General features: G+C 39.7%; 27 protein-coding genes. 15 read left to right on the plus strand and 12 right to left on the minus strand.

Annotation, left to right across the window (positions count from 1 at the left end):
* Nucleotides 1-21: 21 nt before the first annotated feature.
* The gene (locus AC2IP4_RS13595) at nucleotides 22-1,239 is read right to left on the minus strand and encodes an EAL and HDOD domain-containing protein (RefSeq protein WP_375321402.1); all 1,218 of its coding nucleotides are present in this window, start codon (nucleotides 1,237-1,239) and stop codon (nucleotides 22-24) included.
* Between the two features lie 245 nt (nucleotides 1,240-1,484).
* On the opposite strand from AC2IP4_RS13595, the gene AC2IP4_RS13600 reads away from it, so the two are divergent.
* Complete coding sequence (locus AC2IP4_RS13600) at nucleotides 1,485-2,450, plus strand: alpha/beta fold hydrolase (RefSeq protein ID WP_486306823.1); 966 nt, start codon at nucleotides 1,485-1,487, stop codon at nucleotides 2,448-2,450.
* Between the two features lie 136 nt (nucleotides 2,451-2,586).
* Complete coding sequence (locus tag AC2IP4_RS13605) at nucleotides 2,587-3,384, plus strand: Cof-type HAD-IIB family hydrolase (protein ID WP_105056933.1); 798 nt, start codon at nucleotides 2,587-2,589, stop codon at nucleotides 3,382-3,384.
* A gap of 168 nt (nucleotides 3,385-3,552) precedes the next feature.
* On the opposite strand, the gene xerC is transcribed toward AC2IP4_RS13605, so the two are convergent.
* The 5 genes from xerC to lptM form a co-directional block, all read right to left on the minus strand.
* Nucleotides 3,553-4,464 (minus strand): tyrosine recombinase XerC, encoded by a 912-nt coding sequence (gene xerC / locus AC2IP4_RS13610; protein WP_060994020.1) that lies wholly within the window; start codon nucleotides 4,462-4,464, stop codon nucleotides 3,553-3,555.
* Nucleotides 4,457-5,158, minus strand: a complete 702-nt coding sequence (locus tag AC2IP4_RS13615) for a DUF484 family protein (RefSeq protein ID WP_486306824.1) — start codon at nucleotides 5,156-5,158, stop codon at nucleotides 4,457-4,459. The genes xerC and AC2IP4_RS13615 overlap by 8 nt, the downstream gene beginning before the upstream one ends.
* On the minus strand, nucleotides 5,155-5,985 hold the full coding sequence (dapF, locus tag AC2IP4_RS13620; RefSeq protein ID WP_105056931.1) for a diaminopimelate epimerase: 831 nt from the start codon (nucleotides 5,983-5,985) through the stop codon (nucleotides 5,155-5,157). The genes AC2IP4_RS13615 and dapF overlap by 4 nt, the downstream gene beginning before the upstream one ends.
* 78 nt (nucleotides 5,986-6,063) lie before the next feature.
* Nucleotides 6,064-7,317: a diaminopimelate decarboxylase gene (lysA, locus tag AC2IP4_RS13625; RefSeq protein ID WP_375321406.1), complete on the minus strand. Its 1,254-nt coding sequence runs from the start codon at nucleotides 7,315-7,317 to the stop codon at nucleotides 6,064-6,066.
* 68 nt (nucleotides 7,318-7,385) lie between these two features.
* Nucleotides 7,386-7,505 (minus strand): LPS translocon maturation chaperone LptM, encoded by a 120-nt coding sequence (lptM, locus tag AC2IP4_RS13630; protein ID WP_375321407.1) that lies wholly within the window; start codon nucleotides 7,503-7,505, stop codon nucleotides 7,386-7,388.
* An 81-nt stretch (nucleotides 7,506-7,586) separates the two neighbouring features.
* Between lptM and cyaY the strand changes: the two genes are divergently transcribed.
* Entirely contained in the window at nucleotides 7,587-7,901 is a 315-nt protein-coding gene (cyaY, locus tag AC2IP4_RS13635) for an iron donor protein CyaY (RefSeq protein ID WP_375321408.1), read from the plus strand.
* A 134-nt stretch (nucleotides 7,902-8,035) separates the two neighbouring features.
* On the opposite strand, the gene prlC is transcribed toward cyaY, so the two are convergent.
* Nucleotides 8,036-10,078 carry an oligopeptidase A gene (prlC, locus tag AC2IP4_RS13640; protein ID WP_486310419.1) on the minus strand — a complete coding sequence of 681 codons (2,043 nt, stop codon included), beginning with the start codon at nucleotides 10,076-10,078 and terminating at the stop codon, nucleotides 8,036-8,038.
* A gap of 152 nt (nucleotides 10,079-10,230) precedes the next feature.
* Between prlC and AC2IP4_RS13645 the strand changes: the two genes are divergently transcribed.
* From AC2IP4_RS13645 to AC2IP4_RS13665, 5 genes are all read left to right on the plus strand, one after another.
* The gene (locus tag AC2IP4_RS13645) at nucleotides 10,231-11,070 is read left to right on the plus strand and encodes a 23S rRNA (adenine(2030)-N(6))-methyltransferase RlmJ (protein WP_130048582.1); all 840 of its coding nucleotides are present in this window, start codon (nucleotides 10,231-10,233) and stop codon (nucleotides 11,068-11,070) included.
* 243 nt (nucleotides 11,071-11,313) lie between these two features.
* The gene (gene gorA, locus AC2IP4_RS13650; protein WP_486306826.1) at nucleotides 11,314-12,669 is read left to right on the plus strand and encodes a glutathione-disulfide reductase; all 1,356 of its coding nucleotides are present in this window, start codon (nucleotides 11,314-11,316) and stop codon (nucleotides 12,667-12,669) included.
* A 169-nt stretch (nucleotides 12,670-12,838) separates the two neighbouring features.
* Nucleotides 12,839-14,152 carry a hypothetical protein gene (locus tag AC2IP4_RS13655; RefSeq protein WP_486310420.1) on the plus strand — a complete coding sequence of 438 codons (1,314 nt, stop codon included), beginning with the start codon at nucleotides 12,839-12,841 and terminating at the stop codon, nucleotides 14,150-14,152.
* Nucleotides 14,139-14,450, plus strand: a complete 312-nt coding sequence (locus tag AC2IP4_RS13660; protein WP_486310421.1) for a hypothetical protein — start codon at nucleotides 14,139-14,141, stop codon at nucleotides 14,448-14,450. The genes AC2IP4_RS13655 and AC2IP4_RS13660 overlap by 14 nt, the downstream gene beginning before the upstream one ends.
* Before the next feature lies 1 nt (nucleotide 14,451).
* The gene (locus tag AC2IP4_RS13665; protein WP_486310422.1) at nucleotides 14,452-15,264 is read left to right on the plus strand and encodes a hypothetical protein; all 813 of its coding nucleotides are present in this window, start codon (nucleotides 14,452-14,454) and stop codon (nucleotides 15,262-15,264) included.
* Between the two features lie 116 nt (nucleotides 15,265-15,380).
* Here AC2IP4_RS13665 and AC2IP4_RS13670 read toward each other — a convergent pair whose 3' ends face one another.
* The 5 genes from AC2IP4_RS13670 to AC2IP4_RS13690 all read right to left on the minus strand — a co-directional run bounded on the left by AC2IP4_RS13670 (nucleotide 15,381) and on the right by AC2IP4_RS13690 (nucleotide 19,838).
* Nucleotides 15,381-16,109 (minus strand): DsbA family protein, encoded by a 729-nt coding sequence (locus tag AC2IP4_RS13670; RefSeq protein WP_375321412.1) that lies wholly within the window; start codon nucleotides 16,107-16,109, stop codon nucleotides 15,381-15,383.
* A gap of 23 nt (nucleotides 16,110-16,132) precedes the next feature.
* Nucleotides 16,133-16,636, minus strand: a complete 504-nt coding sequence (locus AC2IP4_RS13675) for a protein disulfide oxidoreductase (RefSeq protein WP_375321413.1) — start codon at nucleotides 16,634-16,636, stop codon at nucleotides 16,133-16,135.
* Nucleotides 16,637-16,638: 2 nt separating this feature from the next.
* A complete protein-coding gene (locus tag AC2IP4_RS13680) occupies nucleotides 16,639-18,723 on the minus strand; it encodes a protein-disulfide reductase DsbD family protein (RefSeq protein ID WP_486310423.1) in 2,085 nt (694 codons plus the stop codon).
* Nucleotides 18,724-18,778: 55 nt separating this feature from the next.
* A complete protein-coding gene (locus AC2IP4_RS13685) occupies nucleotides 18,779-19,111 on the minus strand; it encodes a copper resistance protein (protein ID WP_486317127.1) in 333 nt (110 codons plus the stop codon).
* Nucleotides 19,112-19,247: 136 nt separating this feature from the next.
* Nucleotides 19,248-19,838 carry a hypothetical protein gene (locus AC2IP4_RS13690; RefSeq protein WP_375321414.1) on the minus strand — a complete coding sequence of 197 codons (591 nt, stop codon included), beginning with the start codon at nucleotides 19,836-19,838 and terminating at the stop codon, nucleotides 19,248-19,250.
* Between the two features lie 371 nt (nucleotides 19,839-20,209).
* Here AC2IP4_RS13690 and AC2IP4_RS13695 point away from each other — a divergent pair, with 371 nt between their 5' ends.
* Genes AC2IP4_RS13695 through AC2IP4_RS13725 form a run of 7 tightly spaced genes read left to right on the plus strand, consistent with a single transcriptional unit; the run spans nucleotide 20,210 to nucleotide 25,008 of the window.
* Nucleotides 20,210-20,557: a transcriptional regulator gene (locus AC2IP4_RS13695; RefSeq protein ID WP_375321415.1), complete on the plus strand. Its 348-nt coding sequence runs from the start codon at nucleotides 20,210-20,212 to the stop codon at nucleotides 20,555-20,557.
* A 1-nt stretch (nucleotide 20,558) separates the two neighbouring features.
* Nucleotides 20,559-20,921, plus strand: a complete 363-nt coding sequence (locus AC2IP4_RS13700) for a glycine-rich SFCGS family protein (protein ID WP_375321416.1) — start codon at nucleotides 20,559-20,561, stop codon at nucleotides 20,919-20,921.
* A gap of 1 nt (nucleotide 20,922) precedes the next feature.
* A complete protein-coding gene (locus AC2IP4_RS13705) occupies nucleotides 20,923-21,219 on the plus strand; it encodes a DUF4312 family protein (protein ID WP_375321417.1) in 297 nt (98 codons plus the stop codon).
* 60 nt (nucleotides 21,220-21,279) lie between these two features.
* Entirely contained in the window at nucleotides 21,280-22,059 is a 780-nt protein-coding gene (locus tag AC2IP4_RS13710) for a DUF4311 domain-containing protein (protein WP_060994042.1), read from the plus strand.
* A gap of 14 nt (nucleotides 22,060-22,073) precedes the next feature.
* A complete protein-coding gene (locus AC2IP4_RS13715) occupies nucleotides 22,074-22,724 on the plus strand; it encodes a DUF4310 family protein (protein WP_060994043.1) in 651 nt (216 codons plus the stop codon).
* Nucleotides 22,725-22,784: 60 nt separating this feature from the next.
* The gene (locus tag AC2IP4_RS13720; RefSeq protein WP_486310770.1) at nucleotides 22,785-23,921 is read left to right on the plus strand and encodes an amidohydrolase/deacetylase family metallohydrolase; all 1,137 of its coding nucleotides are present in this window, start codon (nucleotides 22,785-22,787) and stop codon (nucleotides 23,919-23,921) included.
* Complete coding sequence (locus tag AC2IP4_RS13725; RefSeq protein ID WP_486310771.1) at nucleotides 23,905-25,008, plus strand: DgaE family pyridoxal phosphate-dependent ammonia lyase; 1,104 nt, start codon at nucleotides 23,905-23,907, stop codon at nucleotides 25,006-25,008. The genes AC2IP4_RS13720 and AC2IP4_RS13725 overlap by 17 nt, the downstream gene beginning before the upstream one ends.

Here is a 25,008-nt window from a genome sequence, read left to right on the forward strand (position 1 = left end):
TTGTATTAAATTAGAGTGACTTTATTTAACAAGAATCGCTTGATACCAATTTTCTGCCTCTTGGTATGTCTTTTCTACCGTCTTTGGAGAAAAACCAAGCAAACGACTTGTCTTATCAAGCTGAGTCCAATCACCAGACTTAATGCTTTCGTATAGCTTTAGCATTGTTCCTAATAAACCCGCGCGAAGTAATATTGCTTGTTCAATTTCATCCGTTAACGAAAGCTGTTCTAACACATCATCTAATTTCCGATCAAGCAAAGCATCAAGCAGTGAAAACAGACCAACAATAAATGCTTGTTGCCCTGGTGTTCCATTTTGGCAGCGACAAATCATTAATTCACAAAAACGACCTTTCACTAACGATTGTTTATACAATTCTTTCGGTTTATTAATTGCAGCGTGCGCGGTTGCTACTAAGGTCACAAACATTTTTATTTGTTCTTCACCTAAATAGACTAATGCCTGTTTAAATGACGAGATTGGTTTTTCAAGTCGTACAGAAGCGGTATTTACAAATTTCAGAAGCTGATACGACAATGACACGTCTTGAGCAATTAACTGTTCAATCCGAGCAAAGTTTACTTCTTCACGACACACTTCTTGAAACAGTTGCATCGTTAATACTTCCTCTGGCTTCACAACTCGATTTTTAATAATTTGTGGTTTACTAAAGAAGTAGCCTTGATAAAAATGAAAGCCTACTTGAAACGCTTGTTCAAACTCTTCATAAGTCTCTACGCGTTCAGCAAGATAATGACGCTTACAGCCTTGCTGTTTTTTCTTTTTCACATAATCACAAGCAACATCAATACCTAATTGCATAATGTCTAATTTAACGATGTGTGAATAAGGTAAGAATCTATCCCACTCCGCATCCAAACTAAAGTCATCTAACGCAATAATATACCCCATTCGATGAAGGTGTTTAATCGCACTAAAAAGCTCATCATTAGGGATACAAGTTTCTAATACTTCAACGACAATTTTACGTTTAGGGAAAGCTGTAGGGACAAGAGAAATCAAAGACTCTTGAGGGAAGTTTATAAAGCTACGAGGAGATTCTAATGCAGGGTTACTGCCCGCCGACATAAAGTTTTCAACTAATAATCGGCACGTAGCCTGATTCGCTTCCATATCTGGAAACGCATTAGTCTCACCATCACGAAAAAGTAACTCATACCCTATCGTCTGTTTTTTTCGATTAAGTATCGGTTGTCGGGCAACGTATGCATACATAACTTGAAAACGGTATCCTGTGAAAATATATAGGTATGATAAATAATCATATCGGCTAATTACTTCGAATCTTGAGTAATTTAAATTAATGCCGACCTACTAAAAAAACATAGTAGTCTAATCAAATGAGTAAAAAAATGCGCTTGCTTAAGAACTGTGCAAGAACTTACCAAAATATGATACACATTTCACTATTGTTATTATAATAAGATTGAACCCGCATTCATAATCATGCAGTGAGCCCAATGAAAAAAAACGATTTCACCCAAGAAACAAACTACCTAGAAACAATAAAAAACCACATCACTCCTTTTTGGGAGAAGCGTCAGCATGGTTTTTACCAAGGTGAAAAAGAGACACAACTTCATTGGGTTAGCTTTACTAGCCCCACAAATCAGAAAGCCATTATGATCGTTAATGGCCGCATTGAAAGTGTTTATAAATACCAAGAGCTATTTTATGACCTCTTTTGCCAAGGTTATGACATTTATTCATTTGATCATCGTGGGCAAGGCTTATCTGATCGATTAACAGAAAACAGTGATATTGGTCATATCGAAGATTTTAATGATTATGTATTAGATCTCAACAATATGACTCACCATTTGATCACGCCTGAACATTATCAAGATTGCTATTTGTTGGGTCATTCCATGGGAGGCGCTATTGCCACTCAATACGTAGAAACTCATTCTCACCCATATTCAGCATTAGCGTTAAGCGCTCCAATGCATGGTATTCATATTGAACCTTGGTTAAAACCAATAGCAGGTACAGTCAGTCATTATTTAAGTCGTTGGGCTTCACACCCTACTTACGCATTAGGGCAAGAACCTTATCATGCGAAGCCTTTTTTAAATAATACACTGACAACAAGTGAGATCCGCTACCAATGGTTTAGAGAGCTATACGCCTTAAAACCAGAGCTGCAAATCGGTGGCCCAAGTAATCACTGGGTAAATCAAGGGTTAAAAGGGGCAAAACGTTGTATTAAACACGCGTCATCTTGTGTTATTCCAACTTTATTATTACAAGGGGAGAATGATCGTATCGTCGATAATAATGCGCACATCTCCTTCCAAAAAAAAGCGGCCAATTGTCAGCTCATTACAATTAAAGACGCAAAACACGAACTTCTGTTTGAATCAGATACATGCCGAAATCAAGCGTTGAGCGAGATCCTCAGCTTTTTTTCTCAGCACACAAAATAATTAAAGCGTGACACCCCACCAAAGAAAAAAGAGGAAGGCTAATATAGTTATCTTTACCCTCTTTTTTCTTTATAAAGTCACGTAAACTAAATTCAGCTGACTTCGAGTCTATTATTTTATTTTCCCCTGAGGCTTTATGATTACTATTGTTGCATCTGATCTTGACGGCACACTGCTTACTCCTGAACACAAAATTGCTGATTTCACTAAAAAAACGCTAAATAAACTTCATCAACAAGACCTAACGTTTATTTTTGCTACTGGTCGCCACCACATTGATGTTGGTAATATTCGTAAAGATGTCGGCATCCCGGCTTACATGATCACTTCTAACGGCGCTCGTGTTCATGATGTCAACGACAATCTTATTTACAGTAAAAACCTTCCTGAAGCTTTTATTCCACAAGTACTAAATCTATTAAAAGACGATGAATCTTTATCTATTCATATGTACTCAGACGATAAATGGTTTATGCATAAAGAAGACGAAAGCCTAAAAGATTTTCATGATAATGGATTCACTTACACCTTATTTGATGCAAATAAACCACCAGTTGAAAATATCGCAAAAATCTTTGTAACTATGCCAGAGCATGACTACTTAGTAGAATATGAGACTAAGCTAAAAGCACAATTTGGTGATGAATTAATGGTAGCTTTCTCTACCCCTTGGTGTTTAGAGGTAATGGCCTCTGAAGTCTCAAAGGGCGCAGCATTAGAAGCGGTTGCTAAGTTACTTGGTAAAACGTTAGATAACTGCATCGCGTTTGGTGATGGCATGAATGACTATGAAATGTTGAGCATGGCAGGCAAAGGGATCGTGATGGGTACATCGCATGAGAAAGTAAAAAAAGCCCTGCCAAATAATGAAGTTATTGGCTCGTCTGCCGACGAAGCGGTTGCTCATTACTTAGAAAACCTACTATTAAAGTAAGCTTATAGCTCACTTGGCCCATCACAGACCAAATAGTTAACTACTCTTTTAAAACAAGTAGTTATAAAATTTAAAGTGAAAACTATCAAACCTAAAAAAGCCAGATACGTCATAATTCGCACCTGGCTTTTTTATGTTGCTCTCAATCTAAATAAGTAACTACCCAGATTATTTTTTCTTCGCTCTTGGGTGCGCTTGGTCATACGCTTGAGCAAGGTGCTGAAAATCTAAATGGGTATAAATTTGCGTAGTAGAAATATTTTCATGCCCAAGTAACTCTTGAACGGCACGTAAATTACCACTCGATTCAAGCATGTGAGTTGCAAATGAGTGACGTAATTTATGCGGACTAATATGACTATTAACCCCTTGTTTCATTCCCCATTCAGCCATTCGTTTTTGTACATTTCGATGCGAAATACGAACCCCTAATTTAGATACAAACAATCCAGTTTCTTCCGGTTTAGCAAGCTGATTTCGAACTTGCAACCAATGCCCTAACCACTCTTTCGCCTGACCTGAAAAAGGAACTTTACGTTCTTTATCGCCCTTACCAATAACACGTAATTCACCTTGGCGTAATTGAATATCGCGAACATCAATGCCCACCAATTCAGCCAAACGTAAGCCTGCACCATACATTAGTTCCATCATGGCGCGATCACGAATAGATAATGGGTCATCTTCATTTACTTCGAGTAACTGCCCCATTTCATCAACATCGATATTTTTTGGTAATGGACGTGATTTACGAGGCGCTGAAACGCCTTTAGCTGGGTTTGCCGCTAATACGTTACGTAATACAAGAAAATCAAAAAAACTGCGTAGTGAAGATAATCGAGTGGATAAGCTACTCGCCTTTAATCCTTCTCGCATGCCTTTACTGGTAATTTGACGCACCCAACCCGCATCAACGTCTTGCCACGACTCAACACCTAACTCAACCAACTGCTCAGCAATCGTGGTGAGTTGGCGTTTATAACTACGCTGAGTATAAATACTTAAGCCTTTCTCATTACGTAAAAACTCATAAAAGGCATCAAGATGTTTTGAATATTGAAGAGGGAGTACATCACTCATGAAAAGATTTCGACCATTGCATTAATAAATAATGGAAAACACTAACCAGCTGTTCTAAAAATAAGGTATCCATATTAGGTTCGAAATGCCCACCATCATGACTAGCAAAAACCATAACCCCAATCGGTTGAGATTGACCTAATGGAAGAACCGCAAATGAACCCAATTCAGCACTTAATTGGTTTAGCCCACCATAGGCCAATAAGTTATCACGCTCTGCTTGACGCAAACGCCCCAAATACGCAGAGTGTCCATTCAAAAACTTTTTACTGAAATTATCGAGTGCAGTTTTATCAACATGATACTTAGGATGAGAATGATCAATAATTTTAATATGTGCAGTTAAATCTAGAGAAAGTGCTTTCTGCTCAATCACTTTCGCTGCTTGAGAAAAATCCTCACACGCGAGTAATTGTTTTTGTACATTCGCAAAATCGTGAAATAACCGATCATTCTTCGCAGCAAGTGACATAAGTTGAGTTATTTCTTCTTCTAAGTCACCGATACGATCACGCAATTTACTGACTTGTACTTCAACTAAAGAAACCACGCCTCGCTCAGGCGTGTCTACTTTAATTCGCCCAAGCAGCTCTGGATGCTGTTGAAAAAAATCCGGATGGTCCATTAAAAATTGAGCAACAACGTCTTCAGTAATCTGAGTTGGTTGCGGCTCTATTGGTGCGACATCATTCATATTGATAATTGACCATCATAAACATGAGCTGCAGGTCCTGTCATAAACAACGGATAACCCGGACCTTTCCATGAAATCTGTAAATCACCACCAGGTAAAGAAACTTTAACGTCTTCACCTAATAACTCTTGCATAATACCAATAGCAACAGCACCACACGCACCGCTGCCACACGCTTGAGTTTCACCAGCACCGCGCTCATAAACTCGTAATTTCACTTCATTAGGTGACACGATTTCCATAAAGCCTGCATTCACACGCTCAGGAAAACGATCATGACCTTCAACTAAGGGACCGTATTTATCAACGTCATAGTTATCAACATCATCCACAACCGTGACACAGTGTGGGTTACCCATACTTACTGCTCCACAGAAAAGTGTTTTATCGTCTGCTCGTAATAAATAGGTTTTCTCAGCTTGAGTTGCTTTAAATGGAATTTTATTTGGTTCAAATACTGGCTCACCCATGTTTACCGTTATTTGATCATCATCTTCCACTTTTAAGGTCATTTTGCCTTTTTTAGTGCTCACTGAAATGCTGATCTTATTGGTTAAGCCTTTCATTCGCACGAAACGTGCAAAACAGCGAGCGCCATTACCGCATTGCTCTACTTCTGTACCATCGGCATTAAAAATACGGTAGTGGAAATCAGTTTCAGGATCATAGGGAGCTTCAACCACCAATAGCTGGTCAAAACCAATACCACGATTACGATCTGCTAAACGACGAATTAAATCGGGTGAAAAGAAAATATTTTGAGTTAAGCAGTCAACCACCATAAAGTCATTGCCAAGCCCGTGCATTTTAGAAAAATGAAAGTGCATAGTTGTTCTTCTTTTTATATTTTTAGGTTGAATACCAAAAGAGCAAGTAACCTTCAGCTCCTTGCTCTTTAATCTAAGTTAATTTGGTAAGATGGATTCTAGCTCCCATAAAGAGCTTAACTCTTCTCGCTTACGAACGAGATGAACTTGGTCCCCATCGACCATAATTTCTGCGGCGCGAGTACGTGTATTATAGTTTGATGACATCACAAAGCCATAGGCTCCAGATGAACGAACTGCAAGCAAGTCATCAGCTTCGAGAACTAAGTCACGATCTTTACCTAAAAAGTCACCCGTTTCACAAATAGGGCCAACTAAATCATAGCTTTGAGCGTTACCCTCACGAGGTGCAACAGGCACGATATCTTGCCATGCTTGATATAATGCCGGACGCATTAAATCGTTCATTGCCGCATCAATAATGGCAAAGTTTTTGTGCTCTGTGTGCTTTAAGAATTCAACTTTAGTTACTAAAATACCTGCATTTGCTGCAATCGCACGGCCTGGTTCGAAAATCAGTTCAAGATCTTCACGACCAGCTAAACGACTTAATAGCGCTGTCGCATACTCTGATGGTTGTGGTGGTAATTCATCACGGTAAACAACGCCTAAGCCACCACCAACATCAAGGTGTCTAATATTGACACCCTGTGCTTTTAAATCATCAATCAAGGCAAGAAGACGATCAGTGGCATCGATGAACGGGGTAATATCCGTTAACTGGGAGCCAATATGACAATCAATGCCTTGAATATCTAAATTCGATAAGGTTTGTGCAAATTTGTATACTTCAGGTGCACGATCAAACGCAATACCGAACTTATTATCACGCAGTCCTGTCGAGATATAAGGGTGCGTTTTAGCATCAACATCGGGATTGATTCGTAATGAAATTGGCGCAATCACACCCATTTCAGCAGCCACTGCATTTAGACGCTCAAGCTCTGGCTCTGATTCCACATTAAAACATTTAATATTAAGTTCTAACGCACGACGCATTTCGTCAGCCGTTTTACCTACACCAGAGAAAACGACTTTTGCTGGGTCGCCACCCGCTGCCACAACGCGCTCAAGCTCACCTTGAGATACAATATCAAAACCTGAGCCTAGACGGGCAAGTGCATTCAACACACCAATATTTGAGTTTGCTTTAACGGCATAACACACAAGATGTGGTTGCTCACCGACAGAGCTATCAAATGCATTCCAATGACGCTCTAATGTCGCGCGAGAATACACATACAATGGCGTGCCATACTGTTCTGCTAACTGTGCAACAGGTAACTCTTCAGCCCAAAGTTGTCCATCATCCTTATAATTGAAATAATCCAATGTTATCTTCCTTGTCTAGTTCAGTGTTCATTAGCCAGTCATTACAAAATACACTGGCTACAAATAAATTATTCTGCTGCTTCTGTTTTTGGTGCATCATCCGCAGGCATATATAACGCCCCAGTTTGACCGCAACCGGCAAGTGCTAAGGCACTCAATAGCATTAATGCCATCACTCTTTTTTGCATAAGATTTTACCATTAGTGTTAATATCTGGTTATGCTCTCTATAATCGCACCACAGCCAAGAAAAGCAATAGGATAAACAAGATGAATAACACTGAATTTCACGAACTAGTCGATGAAAAACTGCAATTAATCGAAGATATGATCGATGATTCAGGTGCTGATATTGAACCGGTTATCACTGGAAACGTATTAACACTAGAGTTTGAAAACCGCAGCCAAATCGTAATTAACAAACAAGAACCAATGCACGAGATCTGGTTAGCGTCAAAATCTGGCGGCTTCCATTTTGCTTATACCGATGAGAAATGGATATGTTCTAAGACGGGCATGGAGTTTATCGAGATGGTAAAAGAAGAGTGTCAGAAGCACGCAGACGAAGAGATTGAATGGGCTTAATCAAGACGCCTGCGGCTTAAGAAGAAAATAAATTTTCTAAAGACGGGCTTCGCCCTTGAGAGTAAAGCCCTTCTCCAGAGCTTTGCTCGTCTCAAGGCGAAGCCGTCCTCAAGCAGCTTGCTGCGTCTTATCCCTTAAGCTCCAATACCTGCATGACGCAGCATTGCATCTACTTGTGGCTCACGGCCACGGAAGCGTTTAAACAATTCCATTGGCTCTTCACTGCCGCCCATTTCAAGAATATTATGCAAGAAACTTTGGCCAGTTTCTGTATTGAAAATGCCTTCTTCTTCAAAACGAGAGAACGCATCCGCTGATAATACTTCTGCCCATAGATAGCTGTAATAACCTGCACCGTAACCACCTGCAAAAATATGGCTAAAGCTGTGAGAAAAACGGTTCCACTCAACACTTGGTAATACCGCGACTTTCGCTTTTACTTCAGCCAGCGTTTCTAATACTTTGGCACCTAGATCAGGATCGTAGTTTGTGTGCAGTGTGAAATCGAACATACCGAACTCTAGCTGACGTAAAATAAACATCGCTGATTGGAAGTTTTTCGCAGCCAGCATTTTATCTAGCATCTCTTTTGGTAGCGGCTCACCCGTTTCATAGTGACCAGAAATAAACGCCAACGCTTCTTCTTCATAACACCAGTTTTCTAAGAACTGACTTGGCAATTCAACCGCATCCCAAGGCACGCCATTGATACCAGACACTGACGCCACATCAATTTGCGTTAGCATGTGGTGAATACCGTGACCAAATTCGTGGAATAAAGTAACCACTTCATCATGAGTAAACAGCGCTGGTTTACCACCAACAGGCTTACTGAAGTTACACGTTAAGTATGCCACCGGCGTTTGCAGTTCACCATTTTCAGTAATACGACGGACACGACACTCGTCCATCCATGCGCCACCACGTTTGTGCTCACGCGCGTATAAATCTAAGTAAAAACTACCACGTAAGGTATTGGTAGAATCAAAGATATCAAAGAAACGCACTGACTCATGCCATACATCAACACCCTCACGCTCAACTACCGTCATACCAAATACACGGTTCAATACTTCAAATAGACCTGACACGGCTTTTGATTCAGGGAAGTAAGGGCGCAATTCTTCATCAGAGATTTGGTATAGCTTTTGTTTTAGTTTTTCAGAGTAATAAGTCACATCCCACAGATCTAACTCATCAATATCAAATTCTTCTTTTACAAAGGCTTTTAACTCTTCAACTTCGCGCTCACCTTGTGGTTTCGCTTTTGCTGCTAAATCATTTAAAAAGCCCAGTACTTGCGTTGGGCTTTCCGCCATTTTGGTTGCTAGTGACTTTTCACTGTAAGAAGCAAAACCTAATAGACGCGAGACTTCATGACGAAGTTGCAGCTCTTCAGAGATTAAATCTGTGTTATCCCACTTACCGGCGTTTGGACCGCGATCCGATGCGCGAGTCACGAACGCTTCGTAAATTTCACGACGCAGTGGTTTATTGTCAGCATAAGTCATGACTGGAATGTAGGATGGCATTTCTAGTGTCAGTAACCAACCGTCTAACTCTTTTGCTTCGGCTGCTGCTTTTGCTGCTGCCATTGCTGATTCTGGTAAACCTGATAATTCAGCTTCATCAGTAATGTGTTTTGACCAACCCATGGTTGCATCAAGCACGTTGTTGCTGAAGTTTGAGCTTAATTCTGAGGTACGCTTGCTGATATCACCGTAACGTTTTTGTTGATCTGCCGGTAAGCCAATGCCTGATAATTCGAAATCACGCAGCTCATCAACGATTGTTTTTTGTTGAGCTTGAGACAGGGTTGCAAACGTCTCACTTTCTTTAATTGATTTATACGCTTCGTACAATCCTTTATGTTGACCAACCCACGTTCCGTATTCAGATAATGCAGGTAAACACGCTTCATACGCTTCACGCAGTGCTTCACTGTTTTGCACTGAGTTCAAATGGCTCACAGGCGACCAAATGCGACTAAGACGGTCATCGGTTTCTGCCAGAGGAACAATAATGCTGTCCCATGTTGGAGCATCATCAGAGGCTAATACTTCTTCAATTTTTGCGCGACAATCGGCAATGGCTTGTTCTACCGCAGGCTGAATATGCTCAGGCTTAATTTGAGAAAACAGCGGTAAATCAGTAAAGGTAAGTAACGGGTTAGACATATTCATTCCTTTTCTATTTTTCGTTTTTAGGATCGGCTTATCCCTTAAAGATGGTGCTTAATGGATAAAATTTCAATGGCTGATGCAAGAGTACACACATTGAGCGATAAACTTGGGTATAATCATGTGATTCCAATAGTGAGAGTTCATCCATGCTAAGTTATCGTCACAGTTTTCATGCAGGCAACCATGCCGATGTGGTTAAGCACATTGTTCAAAGTCTTATCCTTAATTCATTAACACAAAAAGATAAGCCATTTGTTTATCACGACACCCACTCAGGGGTTGGTCGTTACGATTTAACGCATGAATGGTCTGAAAAAACAGGCGAATACAAGCAAGGTATCGCTCGCATCTGGGAGCAAACAGATCTTCCTGAAGAGATCACAAGCTACCTAAATGCCATCACTGAATTAAACGACGGTGAAGAACTGCGTTATTACCCAGGCTCACCTCGTGTTGGTCGTGCTCACCTTCGTCGTCAAGACCGCATGGTATTAACCGAGCTTCACCCTGCCGATCACCCTCTGCTTGAGCAAGAGTTTCACCGTGATCGCCAAGTGTCTATTTATAAAGAAGACGGCTTTGCACGACTAAAAGCAAGTCTTCCACCAAAAGAGCGCCGAGGATTAGTCCTAATCGACCCACCTTATGAGCTTGCAAAAGAATACTACGACGTAGTTAACGCAATTGGCCAAAGCCACAAGCGTTGGGCTACTGGTATTTATGCGATTTGGTACCCAGTCGTTAATCGTCATGACATCGACGATATGATTAAGGGCCTTAAAAAATTAGATATCCGTAACATTCTACAAATTGAATTGGGTGTTTCTGCTGATACTAACGAGCGTGGTATGACCGCATCTGGCATGATCGTCATTAACCCGCCGTGGAAATTAGAAAGCCAAATGAAAGAAATTTTGCCTTTCTTGAAAGAAGCAATTGCACCAGCAACAGGTCACTTTAAAGTCGAGTGGATTGTTCCGGAATAAGCCCTAAAAGATCTAAGGGTTCAGATCGGTCGCAAGCTCCCTCAAAGGATTCAGGGAAAAAGATAGCATTGCTCAGTTTTATCTCCTTCCTGAAACCTGTAAGCGAAGCGACCTGAAACCTCGCAGACCTTGAAAAAGAAAAATTTGGTCGCATTTCATACATAGTATGTAAAAAGAATTAATATCAATGTAATTAATTAGATAATTATTGGAATTGGTATAACAATTATTGGAGAGAAAGTAATGGCTACGCATTTTGATTATATCTGTATCGGCGGTGGTTCTGGCGGTATCGCATCAGCAAACCGTGCGGCTATGCACGGCGCAAAAGTTGCTCTTATCGAGGCACAAGATCTTGGCGGCACGTGTGTAAACGTAGGTTGTGTTCCTAAAAAAGTAATGTGGCACGGCGCTCAAGTTGCTGAAGCAATTAATTTATACGCTGAAGATTACGGCTTTGATGTTGAACTGAAAAAATTCAACTGGGGCAAAATGATTGAAAGCCGCCAAGCGTACATTGGTCGTATTCATGAATCTTACGATCGCGTTCTTGGTAACAATAAAATCAATGTAATTAAAGGCTTTGCTAAGTTTGTTGACGCAAACACAGTTGAAGTTAATGGCGAACACTACACAGCAGATCATATCCTTATTGCTGTTGGCGGCCGTCCATCAATCCCAAATATTCCAGGTGCTGAGCACGGTATCGATTCAAACGGTTTCTTTGAACTGATGGAGCAACCAAAACGAGTTGCTGTTATTGGCGCAGGTTACATCGCAGTTGAAATCGCGGGCGTTCTTCACTCTCTAGGCACTGAAACTCACCTGTTCTGCCGTAAAGAATCTCCTCTTCGTAGCTTTGATCCAATGATCATCGATACGTTGGTTGAAGTAATGAATACTGAAGGTCCAACACTTCATACTCACTCGGTACCAAAAGAAGTGGTTAAAGAAGCCGATGGTAGCCTAACGCTTCACCTAGAAAACGGTGAAACACAAAACGTTGATACCCTAATTTGGGCAATTGGTCGCCACCCTGCGACTGACGCTATCAACCTAGAAAAAACAGGCGTAGCTACTAACGATCGCGGTTACATTAAGGTTGATGAATACCAAGAGACTAACGTGAAAGGCATCTACTGTGTAGGTGACATTATGGAAGGCGGCATTGAGCTAACACCTATCGCGGTTAAAGCCGGTCGTTTATTGTCTGAGCGTCTATTCAACGGTCAAACAAACGCAAAAATGGACTACACATTAGTTCCTACTGTTGTGTTTAGCCACCCACCAATTGGCACTATTGGTCTAACCGAACAAGAAGCTGACGAGCAATACGGCAAAGACAACGTGAAAGTGTATACATCAGGCTTCACTGCGATGTACACAGCGGTAACTAAGCACCGTCAGCCTTGTAAGATGAAACTAGTATGTGCGGGCGAAGACGAGAAAGTTGTTGGCCTACACGGTATCGGTTTCACGGTTGATGAAATGATCCAAGGTTTTGCAGTAGCAATGAAGATGGGCGCAACTAAGGCTGATTTCGATGCCGTTGTCGCTATCCACCCAACAGGTTCTGAAGAATTTGTAACGATGAGATAGTCTATTTTTAGACTGTTTTGACGATAAAAACGCCGCCAATTAACCTTGGCGGCGTTTTTTATCACAATTCAAGCAAATCAATAATACATTGAACAATTAAAGTTAATGACTATTAATATCTTAATGGTAGTATACTAAAACCTACCACCTTGGCGCTAAAACACAAAGAATGAAAAAACTCACAAAAAAAATGACGATACTTCTCCAAATTAGAAGAAATCAGAAGTTACGTAGTGAAGCTAAAAAAAAACGCCATTTAATTCAAAAACAACGTAAAAACCCAGAAAATGCTACTTATAGGAAAGAAGCAGCTCAATATTACAAAGAACATTTATTCGCATACTCCAAAATTAGCAACCATACACCGCGGATTTATCGGAAAATAAATCAACACATATTAAAACTCCCTAAAATGTTTTGCCTTTACGAAAATCCGGAAGGTGTTCTACAAAGCATTAAAGAAGTCGTATCATTAGCAAATTTTAAGCACATTAGCTCATTATATATTGATCATACAAAGTGTATTCAACATGATTTAGCAGCAGAAATGTTATTTGCAAGCGCGGTTAACAGCCTAAAAGCATCAAAACCAAAAGGGTTCAGAATCCGTGGAACCCTGCCTGCTGATGATAAAATGAAACGTCTACTAAAATCAGTGGGTGTAGTAAAAGATACAGCCGCTCCTAAATTTCACGAAAATGACAAAGAGCATGTAAAACGCTATAAAATGCGAAGCGACCTAAATGAAGCCTCTGAAAAAAATATTTTTGAGCAAGATCGTAAATCAGCAGCTACTACTGGGTTTGTAAACTATCTAAATGACTGTTTAGGTTTAATTTCAAGCTCTTTAGACGATGACGAAGAAAGCAAGTTATCAAAATATTTAGCGGAAGTTCTCGGTAATGCTGAAGATCATTCAGGTGAAAAGCTTTGGCAAATCGTTGGTTACCTAGATTCGACTGATCCTCAAAATCTGTGTTGTGAAATTGTAATCTTCAACGTGGGGAAAACATTTTATGAGACATTTGAGGAAAAAATAAATACTGCTGTTGTGAATGATAAACGATTAAATTATATCAACCAACACAGAAACTGTATGAAAGAAGAGCTTTTGACTCTTGTCTACGCAATGCAGCAGAATGCCTCTAGTAAATTAGATGAACAAATAGATAGAGGACAAGGTACTAAGTACTTTATGGAACTCTTTCATCATTTTGCTGACAAAAACAAAAAAAATAATTTAGCTCCAAAAATGTTAATATTATCCGGAGGCGCTATATTAAAGATGGACGGTACATATAGCCCAATAATGAATAATGATAAATTAGTCTATGCTATGAATAATGCTAACGACCTTTCAATAGCTCCCGACATTAAATATATTCACGGTCTAGGAGACGCCCGCTTCCCAGGAGCTGTTATTTACATTCGTTATTCACTTAAAGAAGTAAAAGATTTGGAACAAGAAAATGAAACCAAATGAAATTGATTTAACCATTATGGCAGGACGAGTATACGTAGGCAGACCAAATGGAGTTGCTGCTAGAGTATATTTTCAGCTACATGAACGAGAAATCGAAGGTAATTACCCGATTATTATTACTTTTCCAAATAACGCAAAGACATTAGCAAGTTCATTTTTCTTAGGTATGTTTGGAGAAAGTGTCAGATCTGCGGGCTCAAGAGATAAGTTTCTAAGCAGATATAAATTCAATGCAAATAAGCAAATATTAAGAGAAATTGAAGTTGGTATTATCGAAGCTTTAACTGCAGGAAACTAAATTGATTAAGCGTATTATTTCAGTTTTACTTATAGTTCAAGTTAATAATGTTTCAGCAGACACACTTGAAGATGTTGTATGTCATTTGAAAGAGGATGTACCAACATGTGAAGTCGAAAATAAGAAGCAGCATATAAAAATCACTTTAGATTCTAATATAAAGCAGCCACAAAATGTTACTCCAATAGTAAAAATAGAACCTGTATTAAATATTCAACCAAAAACTTCAATAAGTTTTAGAGATATAATTAGCACAATCCTTGCTGCAATAGGTTTTCTCGGCTTTTGTTTAAACTCTTGGATTTATTTCACTCAAGCAAGAAACCGAAAAAAAGATAAAGAAAGCGAGCTTTTTAACTTTTGGTTAAAGGAAATTATTTATCCAAAACATATAGAACCACTCCTTAAAGAACTATCCTATATAGATAATATCTACGATAAGTGGGTCAAGGCCATCGAAAGCGAAGAAGACTCTGCAAAAAAAAACTTTATGGATGAGTGGCCTAAAAAAAAGATCGAATTACTACAAAATGTCCCTGCTAATTCATCTCTACCGTATTTAAATAATATGTTCATGGAACTTCGTCAATCAATATCAGAGATTGATGATTATATTTTACCTCATGCATATTCAGACGAAATATTTGTTGTTAAGGATGAGGAAAAACCTGCCGATAAACTCGATAAAGAACCAATCAAAGCAGATCTTTTCTCCGCTCTAGCACAGCTTATATACAAAAGTATTCAAGAGCAACAAACAAAAGTTTTACATGAAAAGCCTAGAAATACTTTTAAATTCAGATCCAAAAAGTAAATTAACATCCTTTAACTAAAAAGTATTTGAACAATAAAAAACGCCGCCAATAGTTAATATTGGCGGCGTTTTTGTTTTATTGAGTCACGTTTAATTCAATTAAACAATTAGTGGCATTACTTACCCGACTTTTCTGCGATTTTAGCTTCAACCATTGGTGCTAATTTTTCATAAGGTAAATAGCCCGGAAGAAGTTGACCATCGATCAACATAGCAGGTGTTCCCCTTGCGCCTAAATCCGTAAATAATTGGCGGTTTTTCGCCACCATATCTTCAACTTCTTTATCCGTTGATACGTACTTTTCAGCATCATTCGCTTTTGCTACTTTCATAACAGAGCGCACATTGTGAATGCCGGGTTTACTCCATAAGGTTTCGTTAATTTTATTAAATTTTTCAGGACTTTCTTTCCATACTCTCATTGCAAAGGTGGCAGAGTTAATCGGGTTTAAGTGCTCTTTAAGTGGTACATAAATATTTATCACTTTAAGATCATCAGGATTCTCTTCGACCAACTTCATTAATACTGGATCTAGTTTTTTACACCAAGGGCAGCTTAAATCCGTTAACACCACAATAGTTAACTTAGGATCTTTGGCACCAAACGACGGAAGATTTGGGTTGTTGTACATATAATCATGATAATCCGCCAATGTTTTTTGATAGTTACCTTGTTGAACAATATACATAGCTAAACTTTCATGAAGACTATCAATGATTGCAGGGTTACCTTTAAGCATCTCATTGATATCTTGAATTTTCTCCGACTGAGTCATTGCAGAAGCAAGGGGAGAAAATAAGCATGCCATTACCAGTGTTGTGATTAGTTTCGTTTTAAATTTCATTTTTATTGTCCAAATTTATTCGTTTAGATAAGCCATAAGCGAGCAAGTAATCCCATCGGAGTTGTTATCCCCGTAGTAATATTTTTTATCTCACCTTTATCAATAATGACGATCGTTGGGGTCACTCTAATACCCCACTCTCTTGAAATATTGCCGCGCGTATCATTAATATTTTTAAAGGTATATTCGTGGGATTTCATATAGCCGGAAACTCTTCTATCCTCTCCAGAACTCGTACTCACCCCAACAACCTGATAAGAATCACTGAACCAATTAATTGTTGGTGTTACGAATCGACACGCTGCACACCACGTCGCCCAAAAATAGACCACCACAGGTTTTTCTTGGCTCATCGCAATAACATCTATCGACTCTCCTGTTGTGCTAATTCCTGCTACTGCAGGAGTTGCATTAACAGGCATATCTTTGGTTCTCCACCTATCAACAGCAAAGCTAAGAGTAATGATCATAACCAAGTAAATAAGCGCTTCTTTACCCCAACGTTTCATTTTTTTACTCTTACCCATCACTATCCCCCTGCTTTTTTAATCGCATCCATAACGGCTTTTTCATTTAAAATCACAGGAAGTTCGATGCCGTTTGGCGCTCCTGGACCATAAACCACATTAAATGGCACCCCAAATCGGCCATGATCTTGTAGGTAAGAAGTAATCTCTTCATTCGGAACCGTCCAATCTCCCTCCATAGGAACAACATTGGCGCTGTTTAACTCGCTATAAACCGGCTCTTGAAGCAACACACCAATTTTGTTTGCCTTACAGGTCACACACCAATCGGCGGTAACATCAACAAAGACCACTTTTCCTTCATCGACATGTTGCTGAATAGATTCACTCGATAAAGGAACCCAGTTGGGCTCTGCAGGTAAAAGGTCCGTTGACGTCATGCTGTCTATCACGGAGCCAAAACCAAATGCGATAGCAAACAAAATACTCAACCATCCCGCCGCTTTCTTACTATGCACTTGAACCGTTCGCAGCAAAATTGCACCACCTGCTATCACAGCAATGGCATAAACCCAAAATTCAGAGAGATGATTAGAAAGCAAGTTCAGCAACCAAATGCTAGTAATGAGCATCATTGCACCAAAGAGATACTTCACCTTACTCATCCATGGGCCGGGTTTAGGTAATGAAAGAGCAATCGATGGGAAGATCGCAACCAATATCCACGGTAAGGCCATACCAAGCGCTAACGCAGTAAAAATGCCGTACATGGTTGGGATATTTGTCGCTAAAGCAAAAGCAACCGCAGTTCCTAAGAAAGGAGCGGAGCAAGGTGTGGCAAGTAAGGTGGCAAACATACCTTGAATGAAGTGACCAAAGTAAGAGTTGTTCCCTTTTGATGCGATCCAAGTGTTGGTGTTTGATGATAATCGGATTTCAAATAAGCTCAGCATATTGGCACCAAACAACACGGTAATGAGTGTCATTGCCCCAATAAACCATGCACTTTGAAATTGAATCCCCCATCCAATTGCATTACCCGATAACTTGAGCACCACTAAGAAAGAAGCAAGAAGCCAAAACGAAAAAACAATCCCACTTGCAGAGGCTAAAAACTGCAATTTAATCTGCTTTTTCTCAAGGCCTTGGGCTGAGATAACACTACTTAATTTCATACCCAGTACAGGGAAAACACATGGCATGATATTTAAAATAAAACCACCAAATAAAGCAAACAGGACCATTTGTACAATAGACTGCATGCTGCTTGCGATCATTCCATCGCGAATACTTGCGGGTTGCTCAGCAATAAACGCCTTATCTTTTAAGGTAACACTGATATTTTCACCGGTGAGATTAGGAGTTCCCATCCAACTGCTGACATCGAATGTTGCGGTGATATCATCACCATCCACATCAATCTTTGGACGAGAAAAGTTATCGTCCTGCATCTCATCGGAAGGACCATCAACCAATACATCGGGCGCTATCCACCCCATTTTTTTGGTTGCTGTCACCTGAAGCTGCATTTTTGTGGCATCCCACACCGCTTTTACATCACTGATCAATGCCGATTCTTTTGGAACCTGACTTAGCCCTTGGGCATAAACGTGCATCGCTTCTTTGGAAAGCGTTAGATCGGTAGGAGTGAACGTAAGTTCAAATGGATAGTCAGTCAGTACACAGATAGTGGTACAAGATGACAAGGTGAGATCAGCCTTAAAGGTAACAGGCTTATTGAGATCATCAATATGAAGTGTCATAGGGAAAATCACACTTCCCTTATAGCCTAGGGTTTCAATCCCAAGTAAATCGAAGCGTTTCGGATATGGCCAATACCAATCGATACTGCGAATGTTTTGAGAATCTTCCCACGTCATGCTCGGGGCTATTCCCCCTTCTCCAGGACTTCTCCAATAGGTTTTCCAATCACCGGCAAGACGAACTTCTAAGAATCCGGCAACGGTTTGGTCTACTTTATTGATTTGCCCTGTAAGAACAAAACGCGTTTCAATCGGGGTATGATTTAGGTTTTTAAGCCATCCAGTATTCGGTGTTTCTGCTTGAGCAACGGATATAAATACGCTGCACAATACCGCGAATAGTCCAAATAAGACTATACGCGCTGTCATTACTGATTTTTGCATGTGTGTTTCCTTTAAAAATAAATATACGTCGAATGTCGATAAAACATTCGATTATTTATTCTCTAAAAACACATAACTTGAGGTGAAGCCGCCTTCCTTTATGAAGGATTGGCTCTGTAAATAGGGAGGTATAACTAAAAGATAACTGCAGCCCTATCACTAGAAGGACTGTAAATATTTGCATAATTAGCGCATGATCGCCAACTTGATGTTGCTCGAAATGGACTAAGTGCTCTGAAAGATCGCATTTGTCGGTTAGCCCATTTTTATCTTGTTGTTCTGCCTGTACTTGCTGTGCAGAATTAGATACTGACTCTCCTAACGGTAAAGAACACGAACTCAATAAACCAATATTATTTGCCGCACAGACAAAGATAACCCAACACACAAGAATGAGGGGCCATCTAAAAAAATCATGTCTGTAAAACGCAAATTTCATCAACTGGTTAACTACAAATAATAAAGAACGAGTGCAATTAGGACATACGCTCTTTAAAATAGTTTCCTAGTTTACCTATTTAAATTTAATGCGAGTGATCGTGATGATGGTGATGACCACAGCCACATGTTGGTGCTGCAACTACGCTTTGTAATGGATGGAATTCCATTTTTTCTTGCAAAGCTTCAGGTGTTAATGAATTCAATAGGTGCATATTCTCAATATTTACCACATTAACATCGCCTAATTCACGCTGTGCTTTTGTTACCTCAATAAACTGACGGCTTAATGCTTCAGGTAACGTAAATTCACGAATTGCACATAATAAATTGGTTGCTGTATCTACTGCTATCATCGAAACAGACAATGTTTTATCTTCAGTCAATGTGAAGTAATCGCCAGGAATTGCCGCTGAGTTTAATTGCATCTCAAACGCTAAATCACCAAAGCTTGCCACAACCAAACAACCGCCATTATCAGAGGTAATGACACCAAGTTGCGCGCCAGTTTGACCTAAAATCGCCTGTTCATCAGCGGTGATATTACCAAGACCAACATAAAGCATATTTGGTAAATCATTACGGAACAACTCAAGCATTGCACCGTCACCTTCTTGGAACGGGTGATCTGTAAACGTTTGTCCAACTTGAAATTGCGGAGTGTTGTGTTCAGCCATAATGATTACCTTCTATGCATTAACTCGATTTGATGAAACTAAGTGTAAGCTTTATTTGAAAAATGACTATCCCAGTAAAAAGCAAATGACTATTACGTGAGTGTAATAATAAATCTCAATCTAAAAATCCAACCAGAATCACAAAACTCATTACTCTTAATTTAACTTCCACTTTCCATTACTACGATTTCCAGTTCATAACCCTATAATAAATAAGTTAATAAATTTAAAACTTTGAACTCATCCCACCAACTCCTTCCTATTTCCACTTCAAAGTGGAAAAACTCTCCCTGTTCACTTTTTCTTTCCACTTATATTATTCAACCATCAAGTTAAACATTAAAACTTATTATGTAGAGGGAACAACAAACGTGGATAGTCCTACTCTAGAAATTAATGAAGAGTTATTCACTGAAGAAGTAGATTCAACGTTCAATAAAGTAATTTCTATTTTAAGAGCTGAGAAAATATTTCCAGACAGTGTTCAAAAACAAATGCTTTATTCTCATTTAAAAGCAATGGTAATTAGATCTCATACTCATGAACCATTACCAGAAGTTGAAATTGACATGTTTGATGAAATATCAAAATCATCACACAAATTAGCAGAAAATGTTGTTAATTTATTTCCAACATTAGCGTACGAAGAATCTTATTTATTATCTGTTCACTTTGAAGTGGCAAAAGAAAACGAATTAACCGAAGAATTTGGAGCATAACATGACAAATGTAAAAGTAGTAATTGGTGACCGTCTAGGTAAGGGACAAAAAGTAGGTTTAGGTGTTGAAGCAGCAGGTGGTGGTGTTACCGTTATTCCGGGAATGGCTGCAGACATGAAGCTTGGTGACATCATGAACCAAGAGCAAGCAGACTTTGGTATCTCTTTCTGTGGCAGCGGCGGCGCTGGTGCAATCACAGCTCAAAACAAATATGGCTACAAAGCAAAATATGGAATGCGTTCTGTTGAAGAAGGCGTAACAGCTATTAATGAAGGCTACAACGTTTTAGGTTTTGGATTCATGGATAAAGAAGAACTTGGCCAAAAATTGGTTGAAGCATTCATTAAAAAATACAGAAGCTAATATGAAAGAATCTATTACAACAACTGTAACGGTTAGTGGTGATGGAAATACAAAACAATCAGCTTTCAGTGCCGCATTAAATAATATTCAAAAAACAATTCTTAAAGATAATGAGCAAGTTATTTTACGTATAGAACCTGTTGATGTGAAATTAATCACTGCGGACAAAAAAGAAAGAATAGAAAAGTTTATGTTTTTCTTTTTACCACGAAATAAAGCCACGTATTCAGTAACGTTAGATGTCACTGTTAATGTCATCATTATTAATATTGACCAACTAGATTTTAAATCAATATAAACACCTATTCGCTTTAAATAGTAAAACTTATTTAAGTATATAAATGGAAGGTATATATAGATGTTCTTAATTATATTAATGAAGTCTCTAATAATAGGGGCTTTAGTGGGCGTAGGCGTCGGTGTAGGTGCCGCTCGTATGTTCCACGCTCCAACGGTTCAAGGTATGGGGGCATTCCGTACTCTTGGCGAACTTAACTCTTGTGAAGGCGATCCTGCATCTCACTTTTCTTTTGGCCTTGGCTTCTTCTTTAACGCATGGGCGTCTTCTGTTGCAGCGGGTGCCTTCACTCAAGATGTTGACCATCGAATCATCCCTCACTGGGGTGCTGCGGCTCTAATGTTTAAAAATAAAAATGTTGCAGAGACAATGCATGACCCGAAAAAAATGGGTATTGCGTGTGGCATCATCGGCATGATTGTCGTGGCATTTTTAAACTCAACAGCATCTGCTGTTCCTGAAAGTCTACAAATTACCGCAGTGAAAGTACTGGTTCCAGCAGCCAACCTACTCGTAAACATTGCGATGCCAGTTATCTTCTGGTTAGCCGCTATCGAAGCAGGTCGTCGCTCTGGTTTTTGGGCAACTATTTTTGGTGGTTTGGCTCAAATGATCATGGGTAACGCTGTACCTGGCCTTGTTCTTGGCATCTTAATCGGTAAAGGCGTTGAAGATGGTGGATGGAATAAAGTAACCAAAATTATGCTGGCAGCGGTTATCACTCTGTTTGTTATGAGTGCCTTCTTCCGTGGGTTCGACATTGAGCTTATCGAGTCTTTCAGGCTCACCGTTCCTACTTGGTTAGAGAATGTTCATACCACCCTTAGCGGCAATCAGTAAGTCTGGAGTTGAAAATGGATGACAAATTAAAGAATAACTTTTGGTACGCAGATTGGTCTTTTCCTTTCTTCGTAGGTCTGCTGTCTTCAGGCGTGTTTGCTGGTACACACATGTACTATTTATACGGCATTGGCGCATTTAATGAAGTGGCATTCGTATCGATGTTACGTGCTGGAATGGACAGTGGCGTATATGGTGCAGTAGCAGCCTTTGGTGCAAGCTTCCTGTTTGCTCGAATCATTGAAGGGTCACTGGTTGGTATTTTAGATATAGGTGGTGCGGTTCAAACGGGGGTTGGTTTAGGGGTTCCTGCCCTGCTACTTGGTGCTGGTATTGTTTACCCATTAGAAAACTTCGTCGCTTCATTGATTGTCGGTTTCTTACTAGGCTTAGCGATTGGCTACATCATTATCTTGGCTCGTAAATATACCATCGGCCAAAGTAACTCAACTTATGGCGCTGACGTCATGATGGGTGCTGGTAATTCATCAGGTCGATTCTTAGGTCCACTGATTGTTCTGTCTGCAATTGCCGCGTCAATTCCAATTGGTATCGGTTCATTAATTGGTGCGCTTGCATTCTATCAATGGCAAAAACCAATTACTGGCGGTGCAATTATCGGTGCAATGGTATTTGGTTCTCTATTCCCAGTCGCTATTGGCTAACTCTCTCCACATTAATGCTCTTTCAATAAGAGGGAGCATTACGTAATGCAGGTAAGAATTATGTATGACTTACTGATAAAAAACGGAAAACTGACAAATGGTGACATTGTTGATGTCGCTATTCGAAATGGGAAAATCGCTGAACTTGGCTCTAATATCAACGAAGTAGCGACAAAAGCAATAGATTTACAGGGCTTACACTACCTTAGTGCTGGTTGGATTGATTTACACACTCATTGCTATCCGTCATCTCCAATCTACAACGACGAACCAGATTTAATTGGTGTTAATCATGGCGTTACTACCGTGGTTGATGCTGGCAGTGTTGGTGCTGATGACGTAGATGATTTTTATCGTTTAACTCAACAAAGTGCAACTAACGTATACAGTATTTTAAATATCTCTCGTATTGGCTTATTACGACAAGATGAACTGGCTGACATGAGTGACATCGATTTAGATGCCGCGAAAACCGCCATCACTACACATTCCGATTTTGTCGTTGGAATTAAAGCAAGAATGAGCGGTAGCGTTGTAAAAAACAATGGGTTAGCGCCACTGGTTAAAGCCAAAGAGATGCAAGCTCAAAATAACAACCTCCCTTTAATGGTGCATGTTGGAAATAACCCTCCCAATTTAGATGATATTGCCGAGCTACTCACAAAAGGCGACATCATTACACACTGTTATAACGGTAAACCAAACCGAATCTTAACTCCTGATGGTGAGTTAAAAGAATCGATGAAAAAAACCATTAAGCGCGGTGTTATTTTAGATGTCGGTCACGGCGGGGCAAGCTTCAGTTTTGATGTGGCCGAACAAGCGATTAAAAAAGGGATTTATCCTGACACCATTAGCTCTGATATTTATTGTAAAAACCGAATTTCAGGCCCTGTACGTAGCTTATCTCATATTATGTCGAAATTTTTAACTATTGGCTTACCAATGGAACAAGTGATCGAATGTGTCACCACCAACGCTGCTAATGCGTTAAAAATAACAACAAAAGGGAGATTAGAAGTAGGCAAAGACGCTGATATCACTATTTTTAATATTCTCAATGAACCTTGTACCTTTGAAGACTCAGAGCAAGGTTCACGCAAAGGCTCTGAATCCTTTTTACCGCTAGCCTGTATTGTTTCAGGCAAACTAATTACTACACAACATGGGGAACAACATGATGTCTTCAATGCATGAAAAATACGGTCTTACTGAAGTAATTAATGCATCAGGTCGAATGACAGCATTAGGGGTTTCAACGCCAAACGAAGACATTGTAAATGCGGTGAAAGAAGGCCTTGGTCAATATTTTGATATGAAAGATCTGGTGATAAAAACTGGTGAATATATCGCAAACCTTTTAAATGTTGATGCAGCCGTTGTGGTTTCTTGTGCCTCTGCGGGTATCGCTCAATCTGTTGCTGCTGTGATTGTGCAAGACAGCCAATATCGATTAGAAAACTTACATGCTCACGCTCATGATGTTCCTTCTGAGATTGTTCTTCCAAAAGGTCATAACGTGAACTTTGGTGCGCCAGTTGGCACCATGGTGACATTAGGTGGCGGCACAATCAAAGAAGCTGGTTATGCCAATGAATGTTCATCTGAACAATTAGAAGCTGCAATCACAAAAAATACCGCAGCTATCTTATATATAAAGTCTCACCATTGTGTTCAAAAAAGTATTTTAACCGTTGAACAAGCCGTTGCTGTCGCACAAAAACATAACTTACCATTAATTGTTGATGCTGCTGCTGAAGAAGATTTACACGTTTACTTTGCTATGGGTGCTGATTTAGTTATTTACAGTGGCGCTAAAGCAATTGAAGGCCCTACAAGTGGCTTGGTTGTCGGTAAAACACAATATGTAGATTGGGTACGAAAACAATCTCAAGGTATTGGTCGAGCAATGAAGGTGGGTAAAGAAGGCATTCTCGGTCTAACTCATGCCATTACTGATTATCTGACAATTGAAAAAGAAACAGGCCAAGAAATGGTCGCTAAGATGGAAAAATTCATCTTTGATATCAATACCATTAACGGCATTAAATCCCGAGTGGTATGGGACAGTGCGGGTCGAGATATTGCAAGAGCGGAAATTGCATTTGATCACGACGCCCTAGGCACGACCACCACTGATATTGTAAAACGCTTAAACAATGGTAATCCGGCGATCTACTGCCGTGGTTACAAAGCCAACGAAGGCATTATTGAGATTGACGTTCGCAGTGTTAATGCAACTCAACTTAATACTATTTTCCTAAAAATTAACGCATTATTTTAA

Source organism: Aliivibrio thorii (assembly GCF_057368585.1).